At 66.7% G+C, this 20,818-nt stretch carries 19 protein-coding genes; 14 read left to right on the top strand and 5 right to left on the bottom strand.

The window, feature by feature from the left end; genetic code table 11:
• The first annotated feature begins 96 nt into the window (after positions 1-96).
• Positions 97-1,002: a LysR family transcriptional regulator gene (locus AC0Z2B_RS25535; protein WP_476300352.1), complete on the top strand. Its 906-nt coding sequence runs from the start codon at positions 97-99 to the stop codon at positions 1,000-1,002.
• Between the two features lie 126 nt (positions 1,003-1,128).
• On the opposite strand, the gene AC0Z2B_RS25530 is transcribed toward AC0Z2B_RS25535, so the two are convergent.
• Positions 1,129-2,394, bottom strand: a complete 1,266-nt coding sequence (locus tag AC0Z2B_RS25530; RefSeq protein WP_476300382.1) for an MFS transporter — start codon at positions 2,392-2,394, stop codon at positions 1,129-1,131.
• A 310-nt stretch (positions 2,395-2,704) separates the two neighbouring features.
• Here AC0Z2B_RS25530 and AC0Z2B_RS25525 point away from each other — a divergent pair, with 310 nt between their 5' ends.
• Complete coding sequence (locus AC0Z2B_RS25525) at positions 2,705-3,472, top strand: AraC family transcriptional regulator (RefSeq protein ID WP_476300350.1); 768 nt, start codon at positions 2,705-2,707, stop codon at positions 3,470-3,472.
• 200 nt (positions 3,473-3,672) lie between these two features.
• Positions 3,673-4,632, top strand: a complete 960-nt coding sequence (locus AC0Z2B_RS25520) for a quinone oxidoreductase family protein (protein WP_476300348.1) — start codon at positions 3,673-3,675, stop codon at positions 4,630-4,632.
• On the opposite strand, the gene AC0Z2B_RS25515 is transcribed toward AC0Z2B_RS25520, so the two are convergent.
• A complete protein-coding gene (locus AC0Z2B_RS25515) occupies positions 4,616-5,818 on the bottom strand; it encodes an MFS transporter (protein ID WP_476300346.1) in 1,203 nt (400 codons plus the stop codon). The two genes, AC0Z2B_RS25520 and AC0Z2B_RS25515, sit on opposite strands and share 17 nt — an antisense overlap.
• A gap of 277 nt (positions 5,819-6,095) precedes the next feature.
• On the opposite strand from AC0Z2B_RS25515, the gene AC0Z2B_RS25510 reads away from it, so the two are divergent.
• Positions 6,096-7,352, top strand: coding sequence for a gallate dioxygenase (locus AC0Z2B_RS25510; protein ID WP_476300343.1), 1,257 nt, complete (start codon positions 6,096-6,098; stop codon positions 7,350-7,352).
• Here AC0Z2B_RS25510 and AC0Z2B_RS25505 read toward each other — a convergent pair.
• On the bottom strand, positions 7,328-8,539 hold the full coding sequence (locus AC0Z2B_RS25505) for a LysR family transcriptional regulator (RefSeq protein WP_476300340.1): 1,212 nt from the start codon (positions 8,537-8,539) through the stop codon (positions 7,328-7,330). The two genes, AC0Z2B_RS25510 and AC0Z2B_RS25505, sit on opposite strands and share 25 nt — an antisense overlap.
• A gap of 106 nt (positions 8,540-8,645) precedes the next feature.
• On the opposite strand from AC0Z2B_RS25505, the gene galB reads away from it, so the two are divergent.
• From galB to AC0Z2B_RS25480, 5 genes are all read left to right on the top strand, one after another.
• Entirely contained in the window at positions 8,646-9,386 is a 741-nt protein-coding gene (gene galB / locus AC0Z2B_RS25500; RefSeq protein ID WP_416425788.1) for a 4-oxalmesaconate hydratase, read from the top strand.
• Positions 9,383-10,096 carry a 4-carboxy-4-hydroxy-2-oxoadipate aldolase/oxaloacetate decarboxylase gene (locus AC0Z2B_RS25495; RefSeq protein ID WP_476300338.1) on the top strand — a complete coding sequence of 238 codons (714 nt, stop codon included), beginning with the start codon at positions 9,383-9,385 and terminating at the stop codon, positions 10,094-10,096. Before galB ends, AC0Z2B_RS25495 begins: the two co-directional genes overlap by 4 nt.
• 4 nt (positions 10,097-10,100) lie before the next feature.
• Positions 10,101-11,159, top strand: coding sequence for a 4-oxalomesaconate tautomerase (locus AC0Z2B_RS25490; protein WP_476300336.1), 1,059 nt, complete (start codon positions 10,101-10,103; stop codon positions 11,157-11,159).
• Between the two features lie 195 nt (positions 11,160-11,354).
• Positions 11,355-13,016: an MFS transporter gene (locus AC0Z2B_RS25485; protein ID WP_416425784.1), complete on the top strand. Its 1,662-nt coding sequence runs from the start codon at positions 11,355-11,357 to the stop codon at positions 13,014-13,016.
• Positions 13,013-14,173: an HlyD family secretion protein gene (locus tag AC0Z2B_RS25480; protein WP_476300334.1), complete on the top strand. Its 1,161-nt coding sequence runs from the start codon at positions 13,013-13,015 to the stop codon at positions 14,171-14,173. Before AC0Z2B_RS25485 ends, AC0Z2B_RS25480 begins: the two co-directional genes overlap by 4 nt.
• Before the next feature lie 67 nt (positions 14,174-14,240).
• Here AC0Z2B_RS25480 and gudD read toward each other — a convergent pair whose 3' ends face one another.
• The gene (gudD, locus tag AC0Z2B_RS25475) at positions 14,241-15,575 is read right to left on the bottom strand and encodes a glucarate dehydratase (protein WP_476300331.1); all 1,335 of its coding nucleotides are present in this window, start codon (positions 15,573-15,575) and stop codon (positions 14,241-14,243) included.
• 25 nt (positions 15,576-15,600) lie between these two features.
• A complete protein-coding gene (locus tag AC0Z2B_RS25470; protein WP_476300329.1) occupies positions 15,601-16,881 on the bottom strand; it encodes an MFS transporter in 1,281 nt (426 codons plus the stop codon).
• Between the two features lie 478 nt (positions 16,882-17,359).
• On the opposite strand from AC0Z2B_RS25470, the gene cydP reads away from it, so the two are divergent.
• From cydP to AC0Z2B_RS25445, 5 genes are read left to right on the top strand one after another with little or no spacing between them, the layout of a single operon-like run.
• Positions 17,360-17,557, top strand: a complete 198-nt coding sequence (gene cydP, locus AC0Z2B_RS25465) for a cytochrome oxidase putative small subunit CydP (RefSeq protein ID WP_416425757.1) — start codon at positions 17,360-17,362, stop codon at positions 17,555-17,557.
• Positions 17,554-19,155 carry a cytochrome ubiquinol oxidase subunit I gene (locus tag AC0Z2B_RS25460; RefSeq protein ID WP_476300327.1) on the top strand — a complete coding sequence of 534 codons (1,602 nt, stop codon included), beginning with the start codon at positions 17,554-17,556 and terminating at the stop codon, positions 19,153-19,155. The genes cydP and AC0Z2B_RS25460 overlap by 4 nt, the downstream gene beginning before the upstream one ends.
• Complete coding sequence (cydB, locus tag AC0Z2B_RS25455) at positions 19,155-20,297, top strand: cytochrome d ubiquinol oxidase subunit II (RefSeq protein ID WP_476300325.1); 1,143 nt, start codon at positions 19,155-19,157, stop codon at positions 20,295-20,297. The genes AC0Z2B_RS25460 and cydB overlap by 1 nt, the downstream gene beginning before the upstream one ends.
• Before the next feature lie 11 nt (positions 20,298-20,308).
• Positions 20,309-20,425 (top strand): cytochrome bd-I oxidase subunit CydX, encoded by a 117-nt coding sequence (cydX, locus tag AC0Z2B_RS25450; RefSeq protein ID WP_416425753.1) that lies wholly within the window; start codon positions 20,309-20,311, stop codon positions 20,423-20,425.
• Complete coding sequence (locus tag AC0Z2B_RS25445) at positions 20,415-20,702, top strand: cyd operon YbgE family protein (protein ID WP_476300322.1); 288 nt, start codon at positions 20,415-20,417, stop codon at positions 20,700-20,702. Before cydX ends, AC0Z2B_RS25445 begins: the two co-directional genes overlap by 11 nt.
• The last annotated feature ends 116 nt before the right edge of the window (positions 20,703-20,818 follow it).

Here is a 20,818-nt window from a genome sequence, read left to right as displayed (position 1 = left end):
GGGCCGTCTCCTTGTAGTGGGCCAGCTCAGTATGTTTATCCAGCAAGGCGGGATAAACGGCTCTACACTGAAAGAACTTTAAAGCAGGAGTGGCTAATGGACCTGTTTCAGGCCATGGGCGTATTCGTCCAAGTGGTGGAGGGCGGGAGCATGACCGCCGCCGCCGAAGCGTGCGGCATGTCCACCACCATGGTGGGCAACCATTTGCGCGCGCTGGAGCAACGCCTGGGCGTCAGCCTGCTGCGCCGCACCACCCGGCGCCAGAGCCTCACCGAGTTTGGCAGCGCCTACTACCAGCGTTGCCTGGACATACTCGGCCAGGTCAGCGCCGCCGAGCAGTTGGCCGAGGAGGTGCAGGCCGTGCCCCACGGCACCTTGCGGGTCACCGCGCCGCCGACTTTCGGCGCCGAATGCCTGATGCCCTGCCTGGCCGGCTACCTGGCCGCCAACCCGGCGGTGAACCTCGACGTGGTGCTGACTGACCGGCTGGTGGACCTGGTGGAGGAGGGCTTCGACGCCGCCATTCGCCTGGGCACCCTGGAGAACTCCAGCCTGGTGGCGCGGCCGCTGCACGACTACGGCCTGACCCTGTGCGCAGCCCCAACGTACCTGGCCCGGCGCGGCGTGCCGACAACGGTGCAGGCACTGGCCGAGCACGATTGCCTGGCGTTCGCCTACCCGGCCGGCACCGAATGGCGCTGGACGCAGAAGCATTGGCGGTTGACCGGGGCAGATGGCGAGGTAACGGTGGATGTCAGCGGGCGCATCGCCGTCAACAGCGCCCCGGCGTTGAAGCGCGCGGCGTTGTCGGGGCTGGGCATCGTGATGCTGCCCGATGCGCTGGTGCGCGAGGAACTGGACGATGGCCGGCTGCTGCCGTTGCTGGCGGACTGGCACCTGCCGGTGCGGCCGATGCACCTGGTCTACCCCCAGGAGCGCTACCGGTCGCCGAAGCTGCGCAGCTTCGTCGATTACATCGTCCAGCACATGGGCCGCAGTTAACCCTACGACGCTGAAATGCGTAGCCGCTGCCGCAGGCTGCGCTGGCCATCACCTACGCCGGACATCTCCAGTGTACGTCAGGGCCAGCGCAGCCTGTCGGCAGCGGCTACGCAAGCGGTGTGGGGGTTAGACTTCCAGGCGTTTCACTTCACCCAGCAGGAACAGGTACGCCAGCGCACCTGCCAACGCCACCCCACCAATGAACCACAGCGCGCCGGTGAACGAACCGCTGCTGGACACGATGAAACCGATCACCAGCGGGGTGCTGATGCCCGCGATGCCAGTCACCAGGTTGAACACCCCGGCGCTCAGGCCGATGAGTTTTTTCGGGGCGATGTCAGAGATCACCGTCCAGCCCAGGCCGACCATGCCCTGGCCAAAGAAAGCGATGGACAGAATGGCGATCACCGCCTGGTCGCTTTGCACGAAGTTGGCCAACACGATGCTGCTGGCCATCAGCAGGCCGGCGATGATCGGCAGTTTGCGGCCCAGGCTGGCGTTGCCGGTGCGCTGGATCAGGCGGTCGGAGAACCAGCCGCCCAGCATCACACCGCAGCCGGCGGCAATGAACGGCAGCACGGCGAAGAAGCCCATCTTCATCCAGCCCATGTGGCGCTCGGTGGACAGGTAGGTGGGGAACCAGGTCAGGAAGAACACCAGAGTGGAGTTACCGGCAAACTGGCCCAGGCAGGCGCCCCAGATCTGCCGGTAGCCCAGCAGCTTGCGCAGGCTGGCCCACGAGAACGGGGTTTTCTTCTGCTCTTTCGGCGCCAGGCCGCCACCGGCCTCGATGTAGTCCAGTTCTGCCTGGTTGACGCTGGTGCACTCGTGCGGCTCGCGGTAGCGAATCTTCCACACCAGGGCGAACACCAGGCCGATGATGCCGGTCAGCACGAACAACGAGCGCCAGCCATAGTGGGCCAGCAGCATGAACAGCAGCGGGCTGAGGAACGCCAGGCCGATGTACTCGCCCACGGTGTAGATGCTGGTGGCGCGGGCGCGCTCCTGCTGCGGGAACCAGGTGGCGACCACGCGGCTGTTGGTGGGGAAACAGGTGGCTTCACTCACGCCCAGCAGCAGGCGCAGGCCGATCAGCGAGGCGAAGCCGCTCACCAGGCCATGCAGCAGGGTGGTCAGCGACCAGGCGCTGGCGGCGACGAAGTAGGTCTTGCCGCTGCCGAAGCGGTCGAGCAGGGCGCCGCCAGGCACCTGGGCCAGCACGTAGCTCCAGGCGAAGGCGGAGAACATCACGCCCATCAGCGCCGGGTCGATGCCCAGTTCGCCGGTCATGGTCGGGGCGGCAATCCCGAGGATGCTGCGGTCCAGGTAGTTGATGATGGTACCGACCGCCAGCAAGGTCAAAATTACAAAGCGGGCACGGCTGGGGCGCACGGCAGAGGCAGCAGCGGAACGAGTCGCGGCGGCGATCGTCACTGCGCCCGAGTTGTTATCAGGCATGGGGTGATTCTCGTCTTTGTAGTTGTTGCCCGGCAGGCTATTGAAGCCGCTACCCAGGGTCAAGCCAAAATGTACGAACCGGTTCGATGATCGGCCAGTCGGCCGCTCTGCGGCGGGCTGTCGCACTATCTACCTGGAAAGGTTAAGAATTTTTCATCTGCGAAGCTACCCGCCGAAGGGCTACTGGCCGCCGCCAGGGCGGTTGGTTAACCTAGGTGCCTTGTCTTCTTGCGTCAGCACTGCCATGGCCATCGCCACCCCGCCCGACCTCAGCAACACCGAAATTCCCGTGCAGCCGCTGGCGCGCACCTACCCGCGCGGGCTGTTCGTGGAGCCTCACGAGCATGTGTGGGGGCAGTTGCTGTACGCCGTCAGCGGGGTGATGTGGGTGGAAACCCCAACCGAGGCGCTGGTGGTGCCGCCGCAGCGCGCGGTGTGGCTGCCGCCCGGGGTGCCCCACGGCATTCGCGTGGTCACCGACCTGCAGATGCGCAATATCTACTTGCGCCCGGCCATTGCCGCCACCCTCGACCGCCATGTGCAGGTGCTGGAGGTGGGCAGCCTGTTGCGCGAGCTGATCCTGACCCTGGTGGGCCATGAAGCGGAGCGCCAGGGCGAGTATTACCAGGCGCTGGCGCAACTGGCGGTGCTGGAGCTGCACAAGGCCCGCCGCAGCGCCATGCGCGTGCCGCTGCCCGATTCCTCCGACCGGCGGCTGATGAACCTGTGCCAGGCAGTAATGGCCCAGCCGTCGCTGGAGGTTTCCTTCGAGCAGCACGCCGCCAGCGCCGGCGCCAGCGTGCGCACCCTGGCGCGGCTGTTCCAGGCCAGCCTGGGCATGGGCTTTGCCGAATGGCGCCGGCAGGTGCAGCTGGCGACGGCGGCGGCCGAGCTGATCCAGGGCGTGCCGGTGAGCACCATCGCCCGCGCCATGGGCTATTCGCCCAGCAGCTTCAGCGACATGTTCAAGCGCGCCCTGGGCGTGGCGCCCTCCCTCTACCCGCCCCCCTGAACTTTTCGGGGGGTGGGGCGGCCTCGGCAGCCTTAGGCAGCGGCTACACCGCTTGTAGCCGCTGCCGACGGCTGCGCTGGCCCGCAAGCACGAAGATGATCCGCGATGAGCACCAAGATGGCCGACAGGATGAAGCGCTTGACCGACACCCCGGCCGCGTCGGCCATAGACTGCCGGGCATCAACCCCAGGGAGTTCCCCATGAAAGCGCTGCAATTCAACCGCACCGGTGATCTGGCCAACCTGAACGTCGTCGAACTGCCCACCCCGGTGCCCGTCCAGGGCCAGGTGCTGGTGCAGGTCAAGGCCGCCGGCCTGAACCCCAGCGACGTCAAGAACGTGCTCGGGCGTTTCCCCTACACCACGCTGCCCCGGGTGCCGGGCCGCGATTTCGCCGGCGTGGTCATCGAAGGCCCGCAGCACCTGCTGGGGCAGGACGTGTGGGGCACCGGCAGCGACCTGGGTTTCAAGCACGACGGCAGCCACGCCCAGTACCTCACCGTGCCTGCCGACGGCGTGGCGCTGAAACCCAAGGCCTTGAGCTTCACCCAGGCCGCCAGCCTGGGCGTGCCCTACACCACGGCCTGGGATGCGGTGGAACGCAGCCAGGTGACCCAGGGCACGCGCTTCCTGGTGCTGGGCGCCAACGGCGCGGTGGGCACGGCGGCCATGGCCCTGGCCCGGGTGCGCGGCGCCCAGGTGCTGGCGGCCGTGCGTCGCCCGGAGCAGGCCAAGGCGCTGCAGGCCCAGGGCTATGAGGTGATTCTGCTGGACCAGGCCGAGACCCTGGCGGCCCAGGTGGAGGCGGTGTTCCCCGGCGGCGCCGAGGTGATCTTCGACACCACCGGCTTCTGGCTGCCGGCCGCGGTCGGCGCCCTGGCCACCTTCGGCCGCATCGCCATCATTGCCGCGCCGGTCAACGGCCTGGTGGAGTTCTCGGCGCTGGGCCTGTACCGCAAGGGCGGCGTGCTGGTGGGCGTCAACAGCCTGCTGTACAACTGCGCCGCCTGTGCGCGCATGCTCGAACAGTTCGGCCAGCACTTCGACAACGGCACCCTGCCGTTGCCCGTGGACCTGCTGGAAGTGCCGCTGGCCGACGGCCTGGCCGCCTACGCCGACGTCAACGGCGGCAGCAGCCAGAAGGTCATTTTGCTGCCTTGAGCCGGCTGTTCCACAGGAAGGCCACCAGGCCCACCAGTGGAATCGCACACCCCACCTTGACGATCAACGCCCAGCCGCCGGCCTCGTACAGGCTGCTGGCGATGGCCGAGCCCACCGCGCCGCCGACGAAGATGCTGGTCACATACAGCGCGTTCAGACGGGCGCGGCTGCTGGCGTCCAGGCTGTAGATGATGCGTTGGCCCAGCACCATGTTCATCTGCACGGCGAAGTCCAGCAGTACCCCGGTCAGGGCCAGGGCCACCACGGCATGGCCGGGCAGCAGCAGGGCGGTGGTGAAGCTCAGCGGTGCCAGCACCATGGCCACCAGCGAGGCGCGGAGGGTGTGGCCGGCATCGGCCAGGCGCCCGGCGATCGGCGCGGCAATGGCGCCGATGGCCCCCACCAGGGCGAAGATGGCGATCTGGCTCTGGCTCAGGCCGTGCACCCGCGACAGCTCCAGCGGCACGGCGGTCCAGAACAGGCTAAAGGTGGCGAACATCATGCCCTGGTACAGCGAGCGCTGGCGCAGCAGCCGATGGCGGCGCACCAGGGTGCCCAGCGAGGCCAGCAACTGGCCGTAGCTGGCGCTGTGGTCGGGTTGGCGGTGGGGGATGGTACGCGCCATCACCAGGGTGATCGCGACCATTACCACGGCGGCGACGTAGAACACCGCGCGCCAGCCGAAGTGGTCGGCGATCACGCTGGACAGCGGCCGCGCCAGCAGGATACCCACCAGCAGGCCACCCATGATGCTGCCCACCACGCGGCCGCGCGAGCTTTCGTCGGCCATGTGCGCGGCCAGCGGAATCAGCATCTGCACCGACACCGAACTGAAGCCGATCAGCAGCGACACCACCAGAAATACACTGGGCTGCTGGCTCAGCGCCGCGCCGATCAGGCTGAGCGTGGCGAGCAGGGTGGTGGCGAGCATCAGCTTGCGGTTTTCCAGCAGGTCGGCCAGCGGCACCAGGAAGAAGATGCCGGCGGCGTAGCCGATCTGCGTCAGCGACACGATCAGGCTGGCGCCGTGGGCCGACAGGCCGATGTCCGGGGCGATCAGCTCGATGATCGGCTGCGCGTAGTAGATGTTGGCGACGATGGCGCCGCAGCAGAAGGCGAACAGCGCCACCATGGCGCGGGTCATCGTGGGGTGCTTCATGTGCACGGGCTCGGTGAGGCTGGTCATGGGGCGGGGCTCGGCGGCGATGTCTGGGGATTAGCGGGGACGCGGCCTTTGGCCGCTGCTACGAAAACCCGTAGCAGCTGCCGAAGGCTGCGTCTGCTGCTGCCAAGGCTAAGCGTTAGCAAAGCCGCAGGCCAGAGCGTTTGCGTTAATAGTCACCATGCGCCAGGGCGATAAACAAAAACGACCCCTCTATAACCATTACACAGACGACGCTGGCCGGGGCCTGGGTTAGCCTGCCTCATCACAAGAATTTCATTTCCAGCGAGCAGAGGTTTGCATGGCGCGCATCATTGGCGGTCTCGCCGTTTCCCACACGCCTACCATCGGTTTTGCCGTAGACAACAACAAGCAGGAAGAAGCGGCGTGGGCGCCGATTTTCAAGGATTTCGAGCCGATCAAGGCCTGGCTCGAAGAGAAACAGCCCGATGTGTTGTTCTACATATTCAACGACCATGTGACCTCGTTCTTCTTCGACCATTACTCGGCCTTCTGCCTGGGCGTGGACGAGCGCTACGAAGTGGCCGACGAAGGCGGTGGCAAGCGCGCCATCCCGGCCATTGGCGGGCATGCCGAGCTGTCGCGGCACATCGGCCGCAGCCTGATGGCCGATGAATTCGACATGTCGTTCTTCCGCGACAAACCCGTGGACCACGGCCTGTTCTCGCCCATGTCGGCGCTGCTGCCGTTCGACACCGAGTGGCCGGTGAAAGTGGTGCCGCTGCACGTAGGCGTGCTGCAGTTCCCCATCCCCAGCGCCAAGCGCTGCTACAAGCTGGGCCAGGCCCTGCGCCGCGCCATCGAAAGCTTCCCCGAGGACATCAAGGTCGCCGTGGTGGCCACCGGCGGCGTGTCGCACCAGGTGCACGGCGAGCGTTGCGGCTTCAATAACCCGGAATGGGATGCGCAATTCCTCGACCTGCTGGTGAACGACCCGCAGCGCCTCACCGACATCACCCTGGCCGAATACGCCGAGCTGGGCGGCATGGAAGGCTCGGAGGTGATCACCTGGCTGATCATGCGCGGCGCGCTGTCGTCCAACGTCATCAAGCGCCACGAGGGCTACTACCTGCCATCGATGACCGGCATCGCCACCCTGGTCCTGGAAAACCAGGCCCGCGAGGTGCCGGTGGACGTGCTGGCGCGCCACCGCGAGCACATCGACCATCAGCTCAAGGGCGTGGAAAACCTGCCTGGCACCTACCCCTTCACCCTGGAGCGCAGCCACAAGGGCTACCGCTTAAACCGCTTCCTGCACGGCTTGATCGTGCCGGCGTTCCGCGAGCGTTTCCTCGCCGACCCCGAGGCGTTGTTCGCAGACGCCCAGTTGAGCGAGGAAGAGCGCGAGCTGGTGCGCCGCCGCGACTGGCTGGGGCTGCTGCAGTACGGCGTGATCTTCTTCCTGCTGGAGAAGCTGGGCGCGGTGGTGGGGGTGTCCAACCTGCACATCTACGCAGCCTTCCGTGGCCTGTCGCTGGAAGACTTCCAGAAGACCCGCAACCAGCAGGTGCTTTACTCGGTGGCCGGCAAGCGCTGAGCCACCTCGGCGCGAATCTGCTCCATCAACGCCTGGGCCGCTGGCGCATGCAGGCCGGCGCTGCGATAGGTGAGGCCGATGGGGCGGGCGGTGAGCGGCAGCGCCAGGTCCAGGGGCTGCAGCTCGCCGCTGTCGATCTCGTGGCCCAACTGGTGGGCTGACACCGCGGCGATCATGTCCGAGCCCAGCAGCAGGCCGCGGATGATCGCCAGGTCAGCGCTTTCCACCACCGGCAATGGCGCGGCAAAGCCCCAGGCGGCGAACTGGTTGTTCAGCAGGCCGCGAGCCGGGCTGCCGGCGCGCGGCAGCACCCAGCGCATGCTCTGCAGGTCGGCCGGGCCGATGGCCTGGCCTTGCAGCGGGTGATCGCGGCGGGCCAGCAGCACCATGGCCTCGGTCAGCAGCGCCTCGCCGTGCAGGTCGCTGGCGAAGTCCGCCGGGCGCAGGGCGCCGAAGACAAAATCCACATCCCCCGCACGCAACTCCGACGCCAGCAGCTCGAACGGGCTTTCATTGGTGGCCACCCGCACGCCCGGGTGCTGGGCGGTCAGCGCGACGATGGCGGCTGGCAGCAGGCGGTTGCGGCCCAAGGGCAGGGCACCGACGTTGACCGTGCCCTGCAGCGAACCGCGCAGGGCGGCCAGGTCGGCGTCGATGTGGCGCAGCTCGTTCAGGGCGCGGCGCAGCGGCGCGAGGATCTCGCTGGCGGCGCGGGTCGGTTGCAGGCCGCGGGACGAGCGTTCGAACAGCAGGCAGCCGCTGCCGCCCTCCAGCACCTTCAACGCCGCGCTCACCGCCGGCTGGGTCAGGCCGTAGAGGCTGGCCACGGTCTGCATGTGGCGGGTCTGGCACAGGGCGATGAACAGTTCCAGGCGCCGCGCGTTGAGCAGGTACAGCGGCTCGGCGGCATGGCCGGCGACGTTGCCCAGCAGCGCCGGCACGCTCTCCAGCTCCGCCAGGGTGCGCCGTGCCCGGGCCAGCACGCGCTTGCCCTGGTCGGTCAGGAGCATGCCGCTGGCGTGGCGCTCGAACAGCGGCACGTCCAGGCGCACTTCCAGGTCGCGAATGGCCCGGGTGACCACCGATTGGGCGCGGAACATCAGGGTCGAGGCGCGGGAGATACTGCCGTGTTCGGCCACGCGCACAAAGGCGCGGACCTGCAGCAGGTTGGGCAGTTCGTCGACCATGGCGCAGGTCCCGATAAATAAAAAGTATACCTAGCGTAACCGAAGGCAATATTCCCCGCCAAGGCCGGGTGACAGGATGAAGCCATTCCCAACACAGGAGCCCACCATGTCTGCCAACACCAACAAGACCGCCCTGGTGGTCAGCGCCCACTCCGCCGACTTCGTCTGGCGCGCCGGCGGTGCCATCGCCCTGCACGCCAAGCAAGGCTACGACGTGCACATCGTCTGCCTGTCGTTCGGCGAGCGTGGCGAGTCGGCGAAAATGTGGCGCAAGGGCCCGGGCATGACCGAGGAAATCGTCAAGGCCGGCCGTCGCCAGGAAGCCGAGGCCGCCGCCGAGGTGCTGGGCGCCACCGTCGAGTTCTTCGACATCGGCGACTACCCGATGCGCGCCGACACCGACACCCTGTTCCGCCTGGCCGACGTGTTCCGCCGCGTGCAGCCGGAGTTTGTGCTCAGCCACTCGCTCAAGGACCCCTACAACTACGACCACCCGCTGGCTACCCACCTGGCCCAGGAAGCGCGCATCATCGCCCAGGCCGAAGGCTACAAACCGGGCGAGAAGATTGTCGGCGCACCGCCGGTATACAGCTTCGAGCCGCACCAGCCCGAGCAGTGCGAGTGGAAGCCCGACGTGCTGCTGGACATCACCGAGGTGTGGGACCAGAAGTACGCCGCCATTCAGTGCATGGCCGGCCAGGAACACCTGTGGGAGTACTACACCCGCGTTGCCCTGCAACGTGGCGTGCAGGCCAAGCGCAACATCGGCATCACCGCGAAGAAAGACATCATCTACGGCGAGGGCTACCAGAGCATCTTCCCTCGCGTGACGGAGAACCTGGGATGAGCCTCGTAGGAAAGACCGGCGTCGTAGTCCGTAATATCCAGCGTGCTGACAGCGCCCTGATCGACGAGCTGCGCCAGTACGGCGTGGCCACCGTGCACGAAGCCCAGGGCCGCAAGGGCCTGCTGGCGCCGTTCATGCGCCCCATCCAGCAAGGCGTGGCCATCAGCGGCTCGGCGGTTACCGTGCTGGTGGCCCCTGGCGACAACTGGATGTTCCACGTCGCCGTGGAGCAGTGCCAGGCCGGTGACATCCTGGTGGTGGCGCCCAGCTCGCCCTGCACCGACGGTTACTTTGGCGACCTGCTGGCCACTTCCTTGCAAGCCCGCGGTGTGCGCGGCCTGATCCTTGAAGCCGGCGTGCGCGACACCCACACCCTACGCGACATGGGCTTCCACGTGTGGTCCAAGGCCGTGCATGCCCAGGGCACCATCAAGGAGACCCTGGGTTCGGTTAACATCCCGGTGATCTGCGCCGGCCAGTTGGTAGAGCCGGGCGACGTGGTGCTGGCCGACGACGACGGCGTGGTGGTGGTGCGTCGCGCCGAGCTGCCGGCCGTGGTCGAGGCCGCCCGCAAGCGCGCCGACCTGGAAGAGGCCAAGCGCCTGCGCCTGGCCAGCGGCGAGCTGGGCCTGGACATCTACAACATGCGCCCACGCCTGGCCGAGAAGGGCCTGCGCTACGTGGACGACGCCAGCGAACTGGAGGACTGACACCGTGGCCCAGCGTCGAATTCCTTGCCTGATGATTCGTGGCGGCACCTCCAAGGGTGCCTACTTCCTGGCCAGCGACCTGCCCGCCGACAGCGCCGCCCGCGACCGCCTGCTGCTGGCGGCCATGGGTTCGCCCGATGCCCGGCAGATCGATGGCATTGGCGGCGGCGACTCGCTGACCAGCAAGGTGGCGATCATCAAGCCTTCGACGCGGCCCGGCGTTGACGTCGACTACCTGTTTGCCCAGGTGGTGGTGGATGAACCGCGGGTGGACTACGGCCAGAACTGCGGCAACATCCTCGCCGGCGTTGGCCCCTTTGCCCTGGAGCGCGGCCTGGTCAAGGCCACCGGCGACGTCACCGCCGTGCGCATCTTCATGGAGAACACCGGCCAGACCGCCACCGCCCAGGTGCAGACTCCGGGCGGCGAAGTGGCCTACGCCGGTGACACCCGTATCGACGGCGTGCCGGGCACCTCGGCGGCCATTGTCATCGACTTCGACGACATTGCCGGCTCCAGCTGTGGCGAGCTGTTTCCCACCGGCAACGTCGTCGATACCTTCGACGGCGTGGCGGTAACCTGCATCGACAACGGCATGCCGGTGGTGCTGATCCGCGCCGCCGACCTGGGCCGCACGGGCTACGAAAGCCGCGCCGAGCTGGACGCCGACACGCAATTGAAGGCGCGCATCGAGGCCATCCGCCTGCAGGCGGGCCCAGCCATGAACCTGGGCGACGTCAGCGCGCGCACCGTGCCGAAAATGTGCCTGGTGGCGGCGCCGCAACAGGGCGGGGCCATCAGCAGCCGCAGCTTCATCCCGCACAAGTGCCATGCGTCCATCGGCGTGTTCGGCGCAGTCAGCGTCGCCACGGCGTGCCTGTACCCCGGCTCAGTGGCCGATGGCCTTGGCGTGGTGCCCGCAGGCGCCCACAAGCGCCTGGCGGTGGAACATCCCACCGGTGAGTTCACCGTGGCGGTGCACACCGATAACGGCCAGGTGATCAGCTGTGGCCTGGTGCGCACGGCGCGGTTGCTGTTCGATGGCAAGGTATGTATCGGCTGACCCCGTAGCCGCTGTCGCCAGGCTGCGCTGGCCCTTGGCCTCGCTGGAAATCTTCAGCGTGCTCCGGGGCCAGCGCAGCCTGACGGTAGCGGCTACGGATTTGCATGGTGAGCCTGCGAACTGGCGCAACCCGTTGCAGTCGGATTTACTGGTACCCTCATAGGGTCAACGTTTTTCCGACTCCAACAGGTGCCAATGGACCGCTACGCCCCCCACCAATGGCTGCCCCACGAAAAGCCGACGCTGCCCGGTTCACCGTCGACGCCGCTGCATTCCACGCCCAAGCGCCTGGCCTTCGGCGCGGTCGGGCTGCTGGTGGCCATCACCGGCGGCCTGGGCAACGCGCTGGTCACCGCCAACCTGCAATTCCTGCAGGGCGCCCTGGGCGCCACCCAGGCGGAAATGGCCTGGCTGCCCGCCGCCTACGTCATGACCAACATCTCCATGAACCTGGTGCTGGTGAAGTTCCGCCAGCAGTTTGGCCTGCGCGCGTTCACCGAAGGCTTCCTGGTGCTGTACGCCCTGGTGACCTTCGCCCACCTGTTCGTCAACGACCTCGACTCGGCCATTGCCGTGCGCGCGGCCCACGGCATGGTGGGGGCGGCGCTCAGCTCCCTGGGCCTGTATTACATGACCCAGGCCTTCCCGGCGAAATGGCGGCTCAAGGCCCTGGTGCTGGGGCTGGGCTCATCGCAGCTGGCCTTGCCCCTGGCCCGGGTGTTCTCCGAAGACCTGCTGCAGATCGCCGAATGGCGCGGGCTCTACCTGTTCGAACTGGGCCTGGCGCTGACCGCCCTGGGCTGCGTGTTCATGCTCAAGCTGCCCCCCGGCGACCGCTTCAAGACCTTCGAGCCGCTGGACTTCCTCACCTTCGGCATCCTCGCCACCGGCTTCGCCCTGCTGTGCGCGGTGCTGTCCCTGGGGCGCATCGACTGGTGGCTGGCCGCGCCATGGATCGGCTGGGCCTCGGCGGCGGCCATCGTGCTGATCTTCACCGGCCTTGCCATCGAGCATAACCGCAGCAACCCCATGCTCATGACCCGCTGGCTGGGCAGCGGCGTGGCCATCCGCCTGGCGCTGGGGGTGATCCTGATCCGCATGGTGGCTTCGGAACAGTCCACCGGCGCGGTGGGCTTCCTGCAGGCGCTGAACATGAGCCAGGAGCAGATGCGCAGCCTGTATTTCGTGATGCTGGTGGGCGCGGTGGCGGGGCTGGCGGTCAGCGCCTGGACCATCCGCCCCGAGCACCTGTTCATGCCGCTGATCGTGTCCCTGGCGCTGATGGCCACCGGGTCGTACATGGATTCGTTCTCCAACAACCTCACGCGGCCTTGGAACATGTACTTCAGCCAGTTCCTGCTGGCCTTCGGCGGCACCTTCTTCGTCGGCCCGACCATGGCCCTGGGCACCCGCAACGTCATCACCAACCCGCGCAACCTGATCAGCTTCTCCGTGCTGTTCGGTATCTGCAATAACCTGGGCAGCCTGATCGGCGCGGCGCTGCTGGGCACCTACCAGATCGTGCGGGAGAAATTCCATTCCAGCGTCATCGTCGAGCAGCTCACCTTGATGGACCCGTTGGTGGTGGCCCGCGTGCAAAGCAGCGCGGCCAGCTATGCTTCCACCGTGGCCGACCCCTCGGCGCGCACCAACCTGGGCTACCGCGCGTTGTCCACCGTGGCCACCCGCGAGGCCAACATCCTCGCCTACAACGACGTGTTCATGTTCATCGCCGGCGTCGCGGTGCTGACCATGCTCTGGATCTTCATCCGCAGCCTGTGGCTGCTGACCACCACCACCCAGGCGGCCCCACCGGCGCCGCCTTCCGTACCTGCCAGCGGCGCGCCCCCTTCATGACCGAACCGACCACCACGACCACCAACGCCATCGCCTCCACCCCCGAGGGCGTGGCCCCGCCGGCCACGGCGCCACGCTCGCTGCGGGTGCGGGTGATTTCCTCGCTGATGTTCGCCAGCGTCGCCATCGTTGGCGTGCTGATCGTGCTGTACGCCTGGGAACTGCCGCCGTTCAGCAGCAAGATCGAGAGCACCGAGGACGCCCTGGTGCGCGGCCAGACCACCATCATCGGCCCGCAGCTGAGCGGCTACGTGTTCGAGGTGCCGGTGCAGGACTTCCAGTTCGTCAAGACCGGCGACCTGCTGGTGCGCCTCGACGACCGCATCTACAAGCAGAAGGTCGACCAGTCCCTGGCGCAGCTGGACCAGGCCAAGGCCTCCCTGGCCAACAACTTGCAACAGCGGCGCAGCGCCGAAGCCACCATCGACCAGCGCCAGGCCGCCATCGGCGACAGCGACGCCCAGGCGCGCAAGAGCGCCGCCGACCTGCGCCGCAACGAAGACCTGATCAGCGATGGCTCGGTGTCCCGCAGCCAGTTGGACGTGACCCGCGCCGCCAACGCCGCGGCCATCGCCTCCCTGGCCCAGGCCAAGGCCGCGCTGGAAATCTCGAAACAGGACCTGCAGACCGTCATCGTCAACCGCGCCTCCCTGGAAGCCGCCGTCAGCAGCGCTGAGGCTGCCGTGGAACTGGCGCGCATCGACTACGCCAACACCCGCATCACCGCGCCGCGCGACGGCCAGCTGGGGCAGATCAGCGTGCGCCTGGGGGCCTACGTCAACTCCGGCGCCCAACTCATGGCCCTGGTGCCGGACAACCTCTGGGTCATCGCCAACATGAAGGAAACCCAGATGGCCAACGTGCGCATCGGCCAGCCCGCCACCTTCACCGTCGACGCCCTCAACCACCTGCGCCTGCGCGGCCACGTGCAGCGCATCTCGCCGGCCACCGGCTCGGAATTCAGCCTGCTGCAGGCCGACAACGCCACCGGCAACTTCGTCAAGATCGCCCAGCGCATCCCGGTGCGCATCACCGTCGACAAGGACCAGCCGGAGGCGCAACGCCTGCGGCCGGGGATGTCGGTGGTGGTGAGTATCGATACCGGGTATGTGGTGGAGGGGGAGCGAGGGGTGCCGGAGCAGGGGGTTGAGGATTGAGGGGGGAACGGACGCGGCCTTGACCTGCGTAGCAGCGGCCAAAGGCCGCGTCCGGAACACCACGCTATCAACGCACCATGCACGGCTTCTTGTTATCGAACTTCCAGCCCGGAATCAGGAACTGCATGGCCACGCTGTCGTCCCGTGCGCCCAGGCCCATGCCTTTGTAGAGTTCGTGGGCCTTGGCCACGGCGTCCATGTCGATGTCCACGCCCAGGCCCGGCTTGGCCGGGACCTTGACGAAGCCGCCTTCGATCTGCAGCGGCGCCTTGGTCAGGCGCTGGCCGTCCTGCCAGATCCAGTGGGTGTCGATGGCGGTGATGTCGCCGGGGGCGGCGGCCGCCACCTGGGTGAACATGGCCAGGGAAATGTCGAAGTGGTTGTTGGAGTGCGAGCCCCAGGTCAGGCCCCATTCGTTGCACATCTGCGCCACGCGCACCGAGCCCTGCATGGTCCAGAAGTGCGGGTCGGCCAGGGGGATGTCCACCGATTGCAGCTGGATGGCGTGGCCCATTTCGCGCCAGTCGGTGGCGATCATGTTGGTGGCGGTGGGCAGGCCGGTGGCGCGGCGGAACTCGGCCATCACTTCGCGGCCCGAGTAGCCGTTTTCGGCGCCGCAGGGGTCTTCGGCGTAGGCCAGCACCTTGTGCTGGTCGCGGCACAGGGCGATGGCTTCCTTCAGCGACCAGGCGCCGTTGGGGTCCAGGGTGATGCGCGCGTCGGGGAAGCGTTCGGCCAGGGCGGTGACGGCTTCGATTTCCTCTTCGCCGCGCAGCACGCCGCCCTTGAGCTTGAAGTCGTTGAAACCGTACTTGGCCTTGGCGGCTTCGGCCAGGCGCACCACGGCTTCGGGGGTCATGGCCTTTTCGTGGCGCAGGCGGCTCCACTCGTCGCTGGCGTCGGGCTCGCTGCGGTAGGCCAGGCTGGTGGCGCTGCGGTCACCGACGTAGAACAGGTAGCCGAGCATTTTCACCGCGTCGCGCTGCTGGCCTTCACCCAGCAGGGCGGCCACCGGCACTTCCAGGAATTGGCCCAGCAGGTCGAGCAGGGCGGCCTCCATGGCGGTGACGGCGTGGATGGTGATGCGCAGGTCGAAGGTCTGCAGGCCACGGCCGGCGGCGTCGCGGGCGGCGAAGGTGGTGCGCATCTGGTTGAGCACGCGCTGGTACTGGCCGATGGGCTGGCCTACTACCAAGCTGCGGGCGTCTTCCAGGGTTTCGCGGATGCGTTCGCCGCCCGGTACTTCGCCCACGCCAACGTTGCCGCTGCTGTCGGTGAGAATCACGATGTTGCGGGTGAAGTACGGGCCGTGGGCGCCGCTGAGGTTCATCAGCATGCTGTCGTGGCCGGCCACGGGGATCACTTGCAGTTGGGTGACGACGGGGGTGCGTTGAGTGCTCATGTCGGGTTCCTGTGTGCTCGGGAAATCAGTGGGCCTTGCCCAGCGCGGTGCCGTGCAGCGGCGCGCTTGGGGTGGCGGTCGGGGCTTTGGGCTGGGTGCGGGCGAAGAACACCAGCACCGCGGCCAGGATCGAGGTGGCGGTCAGGCCGTACAGGCCGCCCTGGATCGAGCCGGTGCTCTGCTCCAGCAGGCCGAAGGTGGCCGGGGCGACAAAACCGCCCAGGTTGCCCAGGGAGTTGATCAGGGCGATGACCGCGGCGGCGATGCGCACGTCCAGGTACGCCTGGGGAATGGGCCAGAACAGCGATGAAGCAGACTTGAAGCCGATGGCCGCGAAGCACACGGCGACGAAGGCAAACACCGGCCCGCCGGTGGTGGACAGGAACATGCCGGCGGCGGCGATCAGCAGCGCGGTGGCCACCCAGGCCTGCTGGAAGCGGAACTTGCCCGACAGCGCGGCGAAGCCGTACATGGCAATGATCGAGATCAGCCAGGGGATGGAGTTGAAGAAGCCCACCTGCAGGTCGCTGAGGTCACCCATTTTCTTGATGATGCTGGGCAGCCAGAAGGTGGCGGCGTAGATGGTCAGCTGGATGCAGAAGTACAGCACGCAGAAGATCAGGATCTGGCCGTCCTTGAGCAGCTTGCCCAGGGTGGGCTTGACCGTTTGCAGCGCCTCGCGGTCCTTCTGTTCCTGGTCGATGGCGGCCACCAGGCTGTCCTGCTCCTCGCGGCTCAGCCACTTGGCGTCATGGGGCTTGGAGTCCAGCCAGAACCACACGAAGAAGCCCAGCAGCACCGAGACCATGCCTTCGATGGCGAACATCCACTGCCAGCCGTGCAGGCCCAGGCCGTCCAGCTGCAGCAGTGCGCCGGACAGCGGGCCGGAGATCAGCGAGGCCGCGGCCGAACCACTGAGGAAAATGGCGATGGCCTTGCCGCGTTCGGCGCCGGGCAGCCAGCGGGTGAAGTAGTACAGCACGCCGGGGAAGAAGCCGGCTTCGGCCACGCCCAGCAACACCCGCAGGATGTAGAACTGGGTTTCGTTCTGCACGAACGCCATCATCGTGGCGACGATGCCCCAGGTGAACATGATGCGCGTCAGCCACACGCGGGCGCCGACTTTCTGCAGCAAAATGTTGGAGGGTACTTCGAACAGCGCGTAGCCGATGAAGAACAACCCGGCGCCCAGGCCATAGGCCGCGGCACCGATGCCCAGGTCGTGCTCCATGTGCGTACGCACGAAGCCAATGTTGACCCGGTCGATGTAGTTGACGATGAACATCAGGACGAAGAGTGGGAGCACATGGCTCTTCACTTTGGCGACGGCGCGCGCCAGGAGCGGATCGCCGTCGACGACGGCAGAGGACTGCGTTGAATTGCTCACAATTCAAAATCTCCCACTGATTATTTTTATGCGGGTAGGTGACAGGGTGGTCCCTGTTGACAGTCATCGTACAAGTGCTGGTGAATTGAAGCAATTGGTTTCGTGGAATGAGTTGATCTAACCAGCGCGGTCGCGGCAACGAAACCGATCTAAAACCCGCTTCGCTTGTAGCCGCTGCCGCCAGGCTGCGCTGGCCCTTCCAACCACTGGAAATCTACAGCGACCAACAGGGCCAGCGCAGCCTGACGGCAGCGGCTACAGCGCGTACTTGTATGATGAGTTGCTGACAAGTGGTGTGGCGCTTTGCCACACAGTGATGGCCATTTGAAATTGATCTGGATCAATTTCGCCAACCAGCCCCGCTACAAGAATGGCGCACCTCCACCGAGTAGCCGCCATGACCGCTCATTTCGCCTTTCTGAACAAGCCGCTGGCCCGGGAAATAACCCTGGTGCTGGTGCTCAAGCTGGTGCTGCTGGTGGGGATCCGCCTGGTGTGGTTTGGCCCGGCGGCTGACGTCAAGGACGACGGCACGAACCTTGGCCGACACCTGTTCGGCACCCCCTCCGCCCCCCTTGAGAAGAGTCCGAAATGATTTCCGAATCAGTCGTCGACCTATCCCGGCTGCAGTTCGCGATGACCGCGCTGTATCACTTCCTGTTCGTGCCCCTGACCATCGGCATGACCTTCCTGCTGGCCATCATGGAGTCCGTCTACGTGATGACGGGCAAGCAGGTGTACAAGGACATGACCCGTTTCTGGGGCAAGCTGTTCGGCATCAACTTCGCCCTGGGCGTCACCACCGGGCTGACCATGGAGTTCCAGTTCGGCACCAACTGGGCCTATTACAGCCACTACGTGGGCGACATCTTCGGCGCGCCGCTGGCCATCGAAGGCATGATGGCGTTCTTCCTGGAGTCGACCTTCATCGGCCTGTTCTTCTTTGGCTGGGACCGCCTGAGCCGGGTGCAGCACCTGGGCGTCACCTGGCTGGTGGCGATTGGCTCGAACCTGTCGGCGCTGTGGATTCTGATCGCCAACGGCTGGATGCAGAACCCGGTGGGTGCCGAGTTCAACTTCGTCACCATGCGCATGGAGCTGGCCAGCTTCAGCCAGCTGTTGCTCAACCCGGTGGCGCAGGTGAAGTTCGTGCACACCGTGGCTTCGGGCTACGTCACCGGCTCGATCTTCGTGCTGGCGATTTCCAGCTGGTACCTGCTCAAGGGCCGCGACATCGGCTTCGCCCGGCGCTCGTTCGCCATTGCCGCAGCGTTCGGCATGGCCTCGATCCTGTCGGTGATCGTGCTGGGCGACGAGTCCGGCTACGAGATCGGCGACGTGCAGAAGACCAAGCTGGCCGCCATCGAGGCCGAGTGGGACACCGAGCCCGCGCCCGCCGCCTTCACCCTGTTCGGCCTGCCCAACCAGGCCGAGCAGCGCACCGACTACGCGGTGAAAATCCCTTACGTGATGGGCATCATCGCCACCCGTTCGGTGGACAAGCAGGTCACCGGCATCAAGGACCTGGTGGCCGAGCACGAAGGCCGCATCCGCAACGGCATGCTTGCCTACGAGGCGCTGGGACGGCTGCGCGGCGGCGACCACAGCGACCAGGCCCTGGCTGCCTTCAACGCGGTGAAAAAAGACCTGGGCTACGGCCTGCTGCTGAAGAAATACACCGACCAGGTGGTGGACGCCAGCGAGGCGCAGATCAAGCAGGCGGCGCTGGATTCCATTCCCGGCGTGGCCTCGATCTTCTGGACCTTCCGGCTGATGGTGCTCAGCGGCTTCCTGATGCTGTTGCTGTTCGTGTGTGCGTTCTGGGCCTCGGCGCGCAAGAACGAAACCCGCAAGCGCTGGCTGCTGCGCTGGGCGCTGCTGAGCCTGCCGCTGCCGTGGGTGGGCACGCAGACCGGTTGGTACGTGGCCGAGCACGGTCGCCAGCCGTGGTCAATCGGCGAGGTGCTGCCGGTGCACCTGTCGGCCTCGAGCCTGTCGGCAAGCGACGTGTGGGGCTCGCTGCTGGCGCTGGTGGCGTTCTACAGCGTGCTGCTGGTGATCGAGATGTACCTGATGATCAAGTTCGCCCGCCTGGGCCCGAGCAGCCTGCACACCGGCCGGTATCACTTTGAAAACGGCGCCGCCGCTGCACCTGCCGCCGCCCATTCGCCCGTGCTGCAAGGAGCCGTGTGATGTTCGACTATGAAAACCTCAAGCTGGTCTGGTGGGTGCTGGTGGGCGTGCTGCTGATCGGCTTCGCCCTGACCGACGGCTTCGACCTGGGCGCCGCGGCGCTGATGCCCTTGGTAGGCCGCAACGACCAGGAACGGCGGGTGGTGATCAACACCATCGCGCCGCACTGGGACGGCAACCAGGTGTGGCTGATCACCGCCGGTGGCGCGCTGTTCGCCGCCTGGCCGCTGGTGTATTCGGCGGCGTTCTCCGGGCTGTACTGGGCGCTGCTGCTGGTGCTGTTCGCGCTGTTCGTGCGGCCGGTGGGCTTCGACTACCGCAGCAAACTTGAAAACACCCGCTGGCGCCGGGGCTGGGACTGGGCGCTGTGCATTGGCGCGCTGGTGCCGTCGCTGGTGTTTGGCGTGGCGTTCGGCAACCTGTTGCTCGGCCTGCCGTTCCAGTTCGATGACAGCCTGCGCAGCAGCTACCACGGTTCGTTCTGGCAACTGCTGAGCCCCTTCGCGCTGCTGGCGGGGGTGGTCAGCCTGAGCATGCTGTGCCTGCACGGCGGCACCTGGCTGATGATGCGCACCGAGGGCGTCATGGCCCAGCGGGCGCGCAAGGTCTCGCAAGGGTTGGCCTTCGTCTACCTGGCAGCGTTCCTGGGCGTCGGCGCCTGGCTTGCGACCGGCGGTATCAATGGCCTGGTGATCAGTTCCAGCTTCGACCCCAACGTGGCGCTGAATCCCTTGGCCAAGACCGTTGCAGCGGGCAACCCCGGCTGGCTGGGCAATTACGTGACCTACCCAATCACGGCCATCGCGCCGCTGCTGGGGGTATTCGGCGGCCTGTTGGCGCTGATCGCGGCGCTGGGCGACCGGCCACGCATCGCCTTCCTGGGCAGCAGCCTGGCCATCGTCGGCACCCTGTGCACGGCCGGTTTCGCCCTGTTCCCGTTCGTGATGCCGTCCAGCCTGGACCCGGCGTCCAGCCTGACCGTGTGGGACGCGGTGTCGAGCCATACCACGCTGGTCATCATGCTGGTGGCGGCGTCGATCTTCGTGCCGCTGATCCTGTGCTACACGCTGTGGTGCTACGCGAAAATGTGGGGCACCGTCACCACCGCGCACATCAACGACAACCCCCACGGCCTTTACTGAGGATTGAACACATGTGGTATTTCGCCTGGATTCTGGGAGTGCTGCTGGCGTGCAGCTTCGGCATCATCAATGCGTTGTGGCTGGAGGCGTCCGGTGCGCTGGACGAGGAGGGCAGCGGTGCACGCTGAAACCCTGGGGCCGCTGCGCCGGCCCGCCAGCCGCTGGCTGTCGTTGGCACTGGTGCTGCCGTTGAGCCTGATCCTGCTGCTGCACCCGGTGCTGCTGCTCGACAGCCGCGGGCAGTACAGCCACGGCGTGCTGATGTTGATGTTGTGGGGCATTGCCGCCGGCTACGTGCACGGGGTGGGCTTCGACCCACAGGCGCGGGCGTGGCGGCTGGTGTTCCACCCGCTGCTGGCCTGGTCACTGATGGCCCTGGCCTACGCGGCGCTACTGAACCCGTAGCAGCGGCCGCAGGCCGCGTCCTGGACGCCATGGCCTATGGCTGATACACCGCGTGGGGCGGACGCAGCCTGCGGCAGCTGCTACGGGGGTTCGGTGGTAAGCTTGGGGCTGACTAT

This window comes from Pseudomonas sp. GYB4201 (assembly GCF_056312595.1).
The sequence above is the reverse complement of the archived record's forward strand: the minus strand, read 5'-3'. Positions and strand labels throughout refer to the sequence as shown.

Coding starts and splice junctions, on each gene's coding strand:
- AC0Z2B_RS25535 (WP_476300352.1), top strand. CDS start 97: ATGGACCTGTTTCAGGCCATGGGCGTATTCGTCCAAGTGGTGGAGGGC.
- AC0Z2B_RS25525 (WP_476300350.1), top strand. CDS start 2,705: ATGGCCATCGCCACCCCGCCCGACCTCAGCAACACCGAAATTCCCGTG.
- AC0Z2B_RS25520 (WP_476300348.1), top strand. CDS start 3,673: ATGAAAGCGCTGCAATTCAACCGCACCGGTGATCTGGCCAACCTGAAC.
- AC0Z2B_RS25515 (WP_476300346.1), bottom strand. CDS start 5,818: ATGACCAGCCTCACCGAGCCCGTGCACATGAAGCACCCCACGATGACC.
- AC0Z2B_RS25510 (WP_476300343.1), top strand. CDS start 6,096: ATGGCGCGCATCATTGGCGGTCTCGCCGTTTCCCACACGCCTACCATC.
- AC0Z2B_RS25505 (WP_476300340.1), bottom strand. CDS start 8,539: ATGGTCGACGAACTGCCCAACCTGCTGCAGGTCCGCGCCTTTGTGCGC.
- galB (WP_416425788.1), top strand. CDS start 8,646: ATGTCTGCCAACACCAACAAGACCGCCCTGGTGGTCAGCGCCCACTCC.
- AC0Z2B_RS25495 (WP_476300338.1), top strand. CDS start 9,383: ATGAGCCTCGTAGGAAAGACCGGCGTCGTAGTCCGTAATATCCAGCGT.
- AC0Z2B_RS25485 (WP_416425784.1), top strand. CDS start 11,355: ATGGACCGCTACGCCCCCCACCAATGGCTGCCCCACGAAAAGCCGACG.
- AC0Z2B_RS25480 (WP_476300334.1), top strand. CDS start 13,013: ATGACCGAACCGACCACCACGACCACCAACGCCATCGCCTCCACCCCC.
- gudD (WP_476300331.1), bottom strand. CDS start 15,575: ATGAGCACTCAACGCACCCCCGTCGTCACCCAACTGCAAGTGATCCCC.
- cydP (WP_416425757.1), top strand. CDS start 17,360: ATGACCGCTCATTTCGCCTTTCTGAACAAGCCGCTGGCCCGGGAAATA.
- AC0Z2B_RS25460 (WP_476300327.1), top strand. CDS start 17,554: ATGATTTCCGAATCAGTCGTCGACCTATCCCGGCTGCAGTTCGCGATG.
- cydB (WP_476300325.1), top strand. CDS start 19,155: ATGTTCGACTATGAAAACCTCAAGCTGGTCTGGTGGGTGCTGGTGGGC.
- cydX (WP_416425753.1), top strand. CDS start 20,309: ATGTGGTATTTCGCCTGGATTCTGGGAGTGCTGCTGGCGTGCAGCTTC.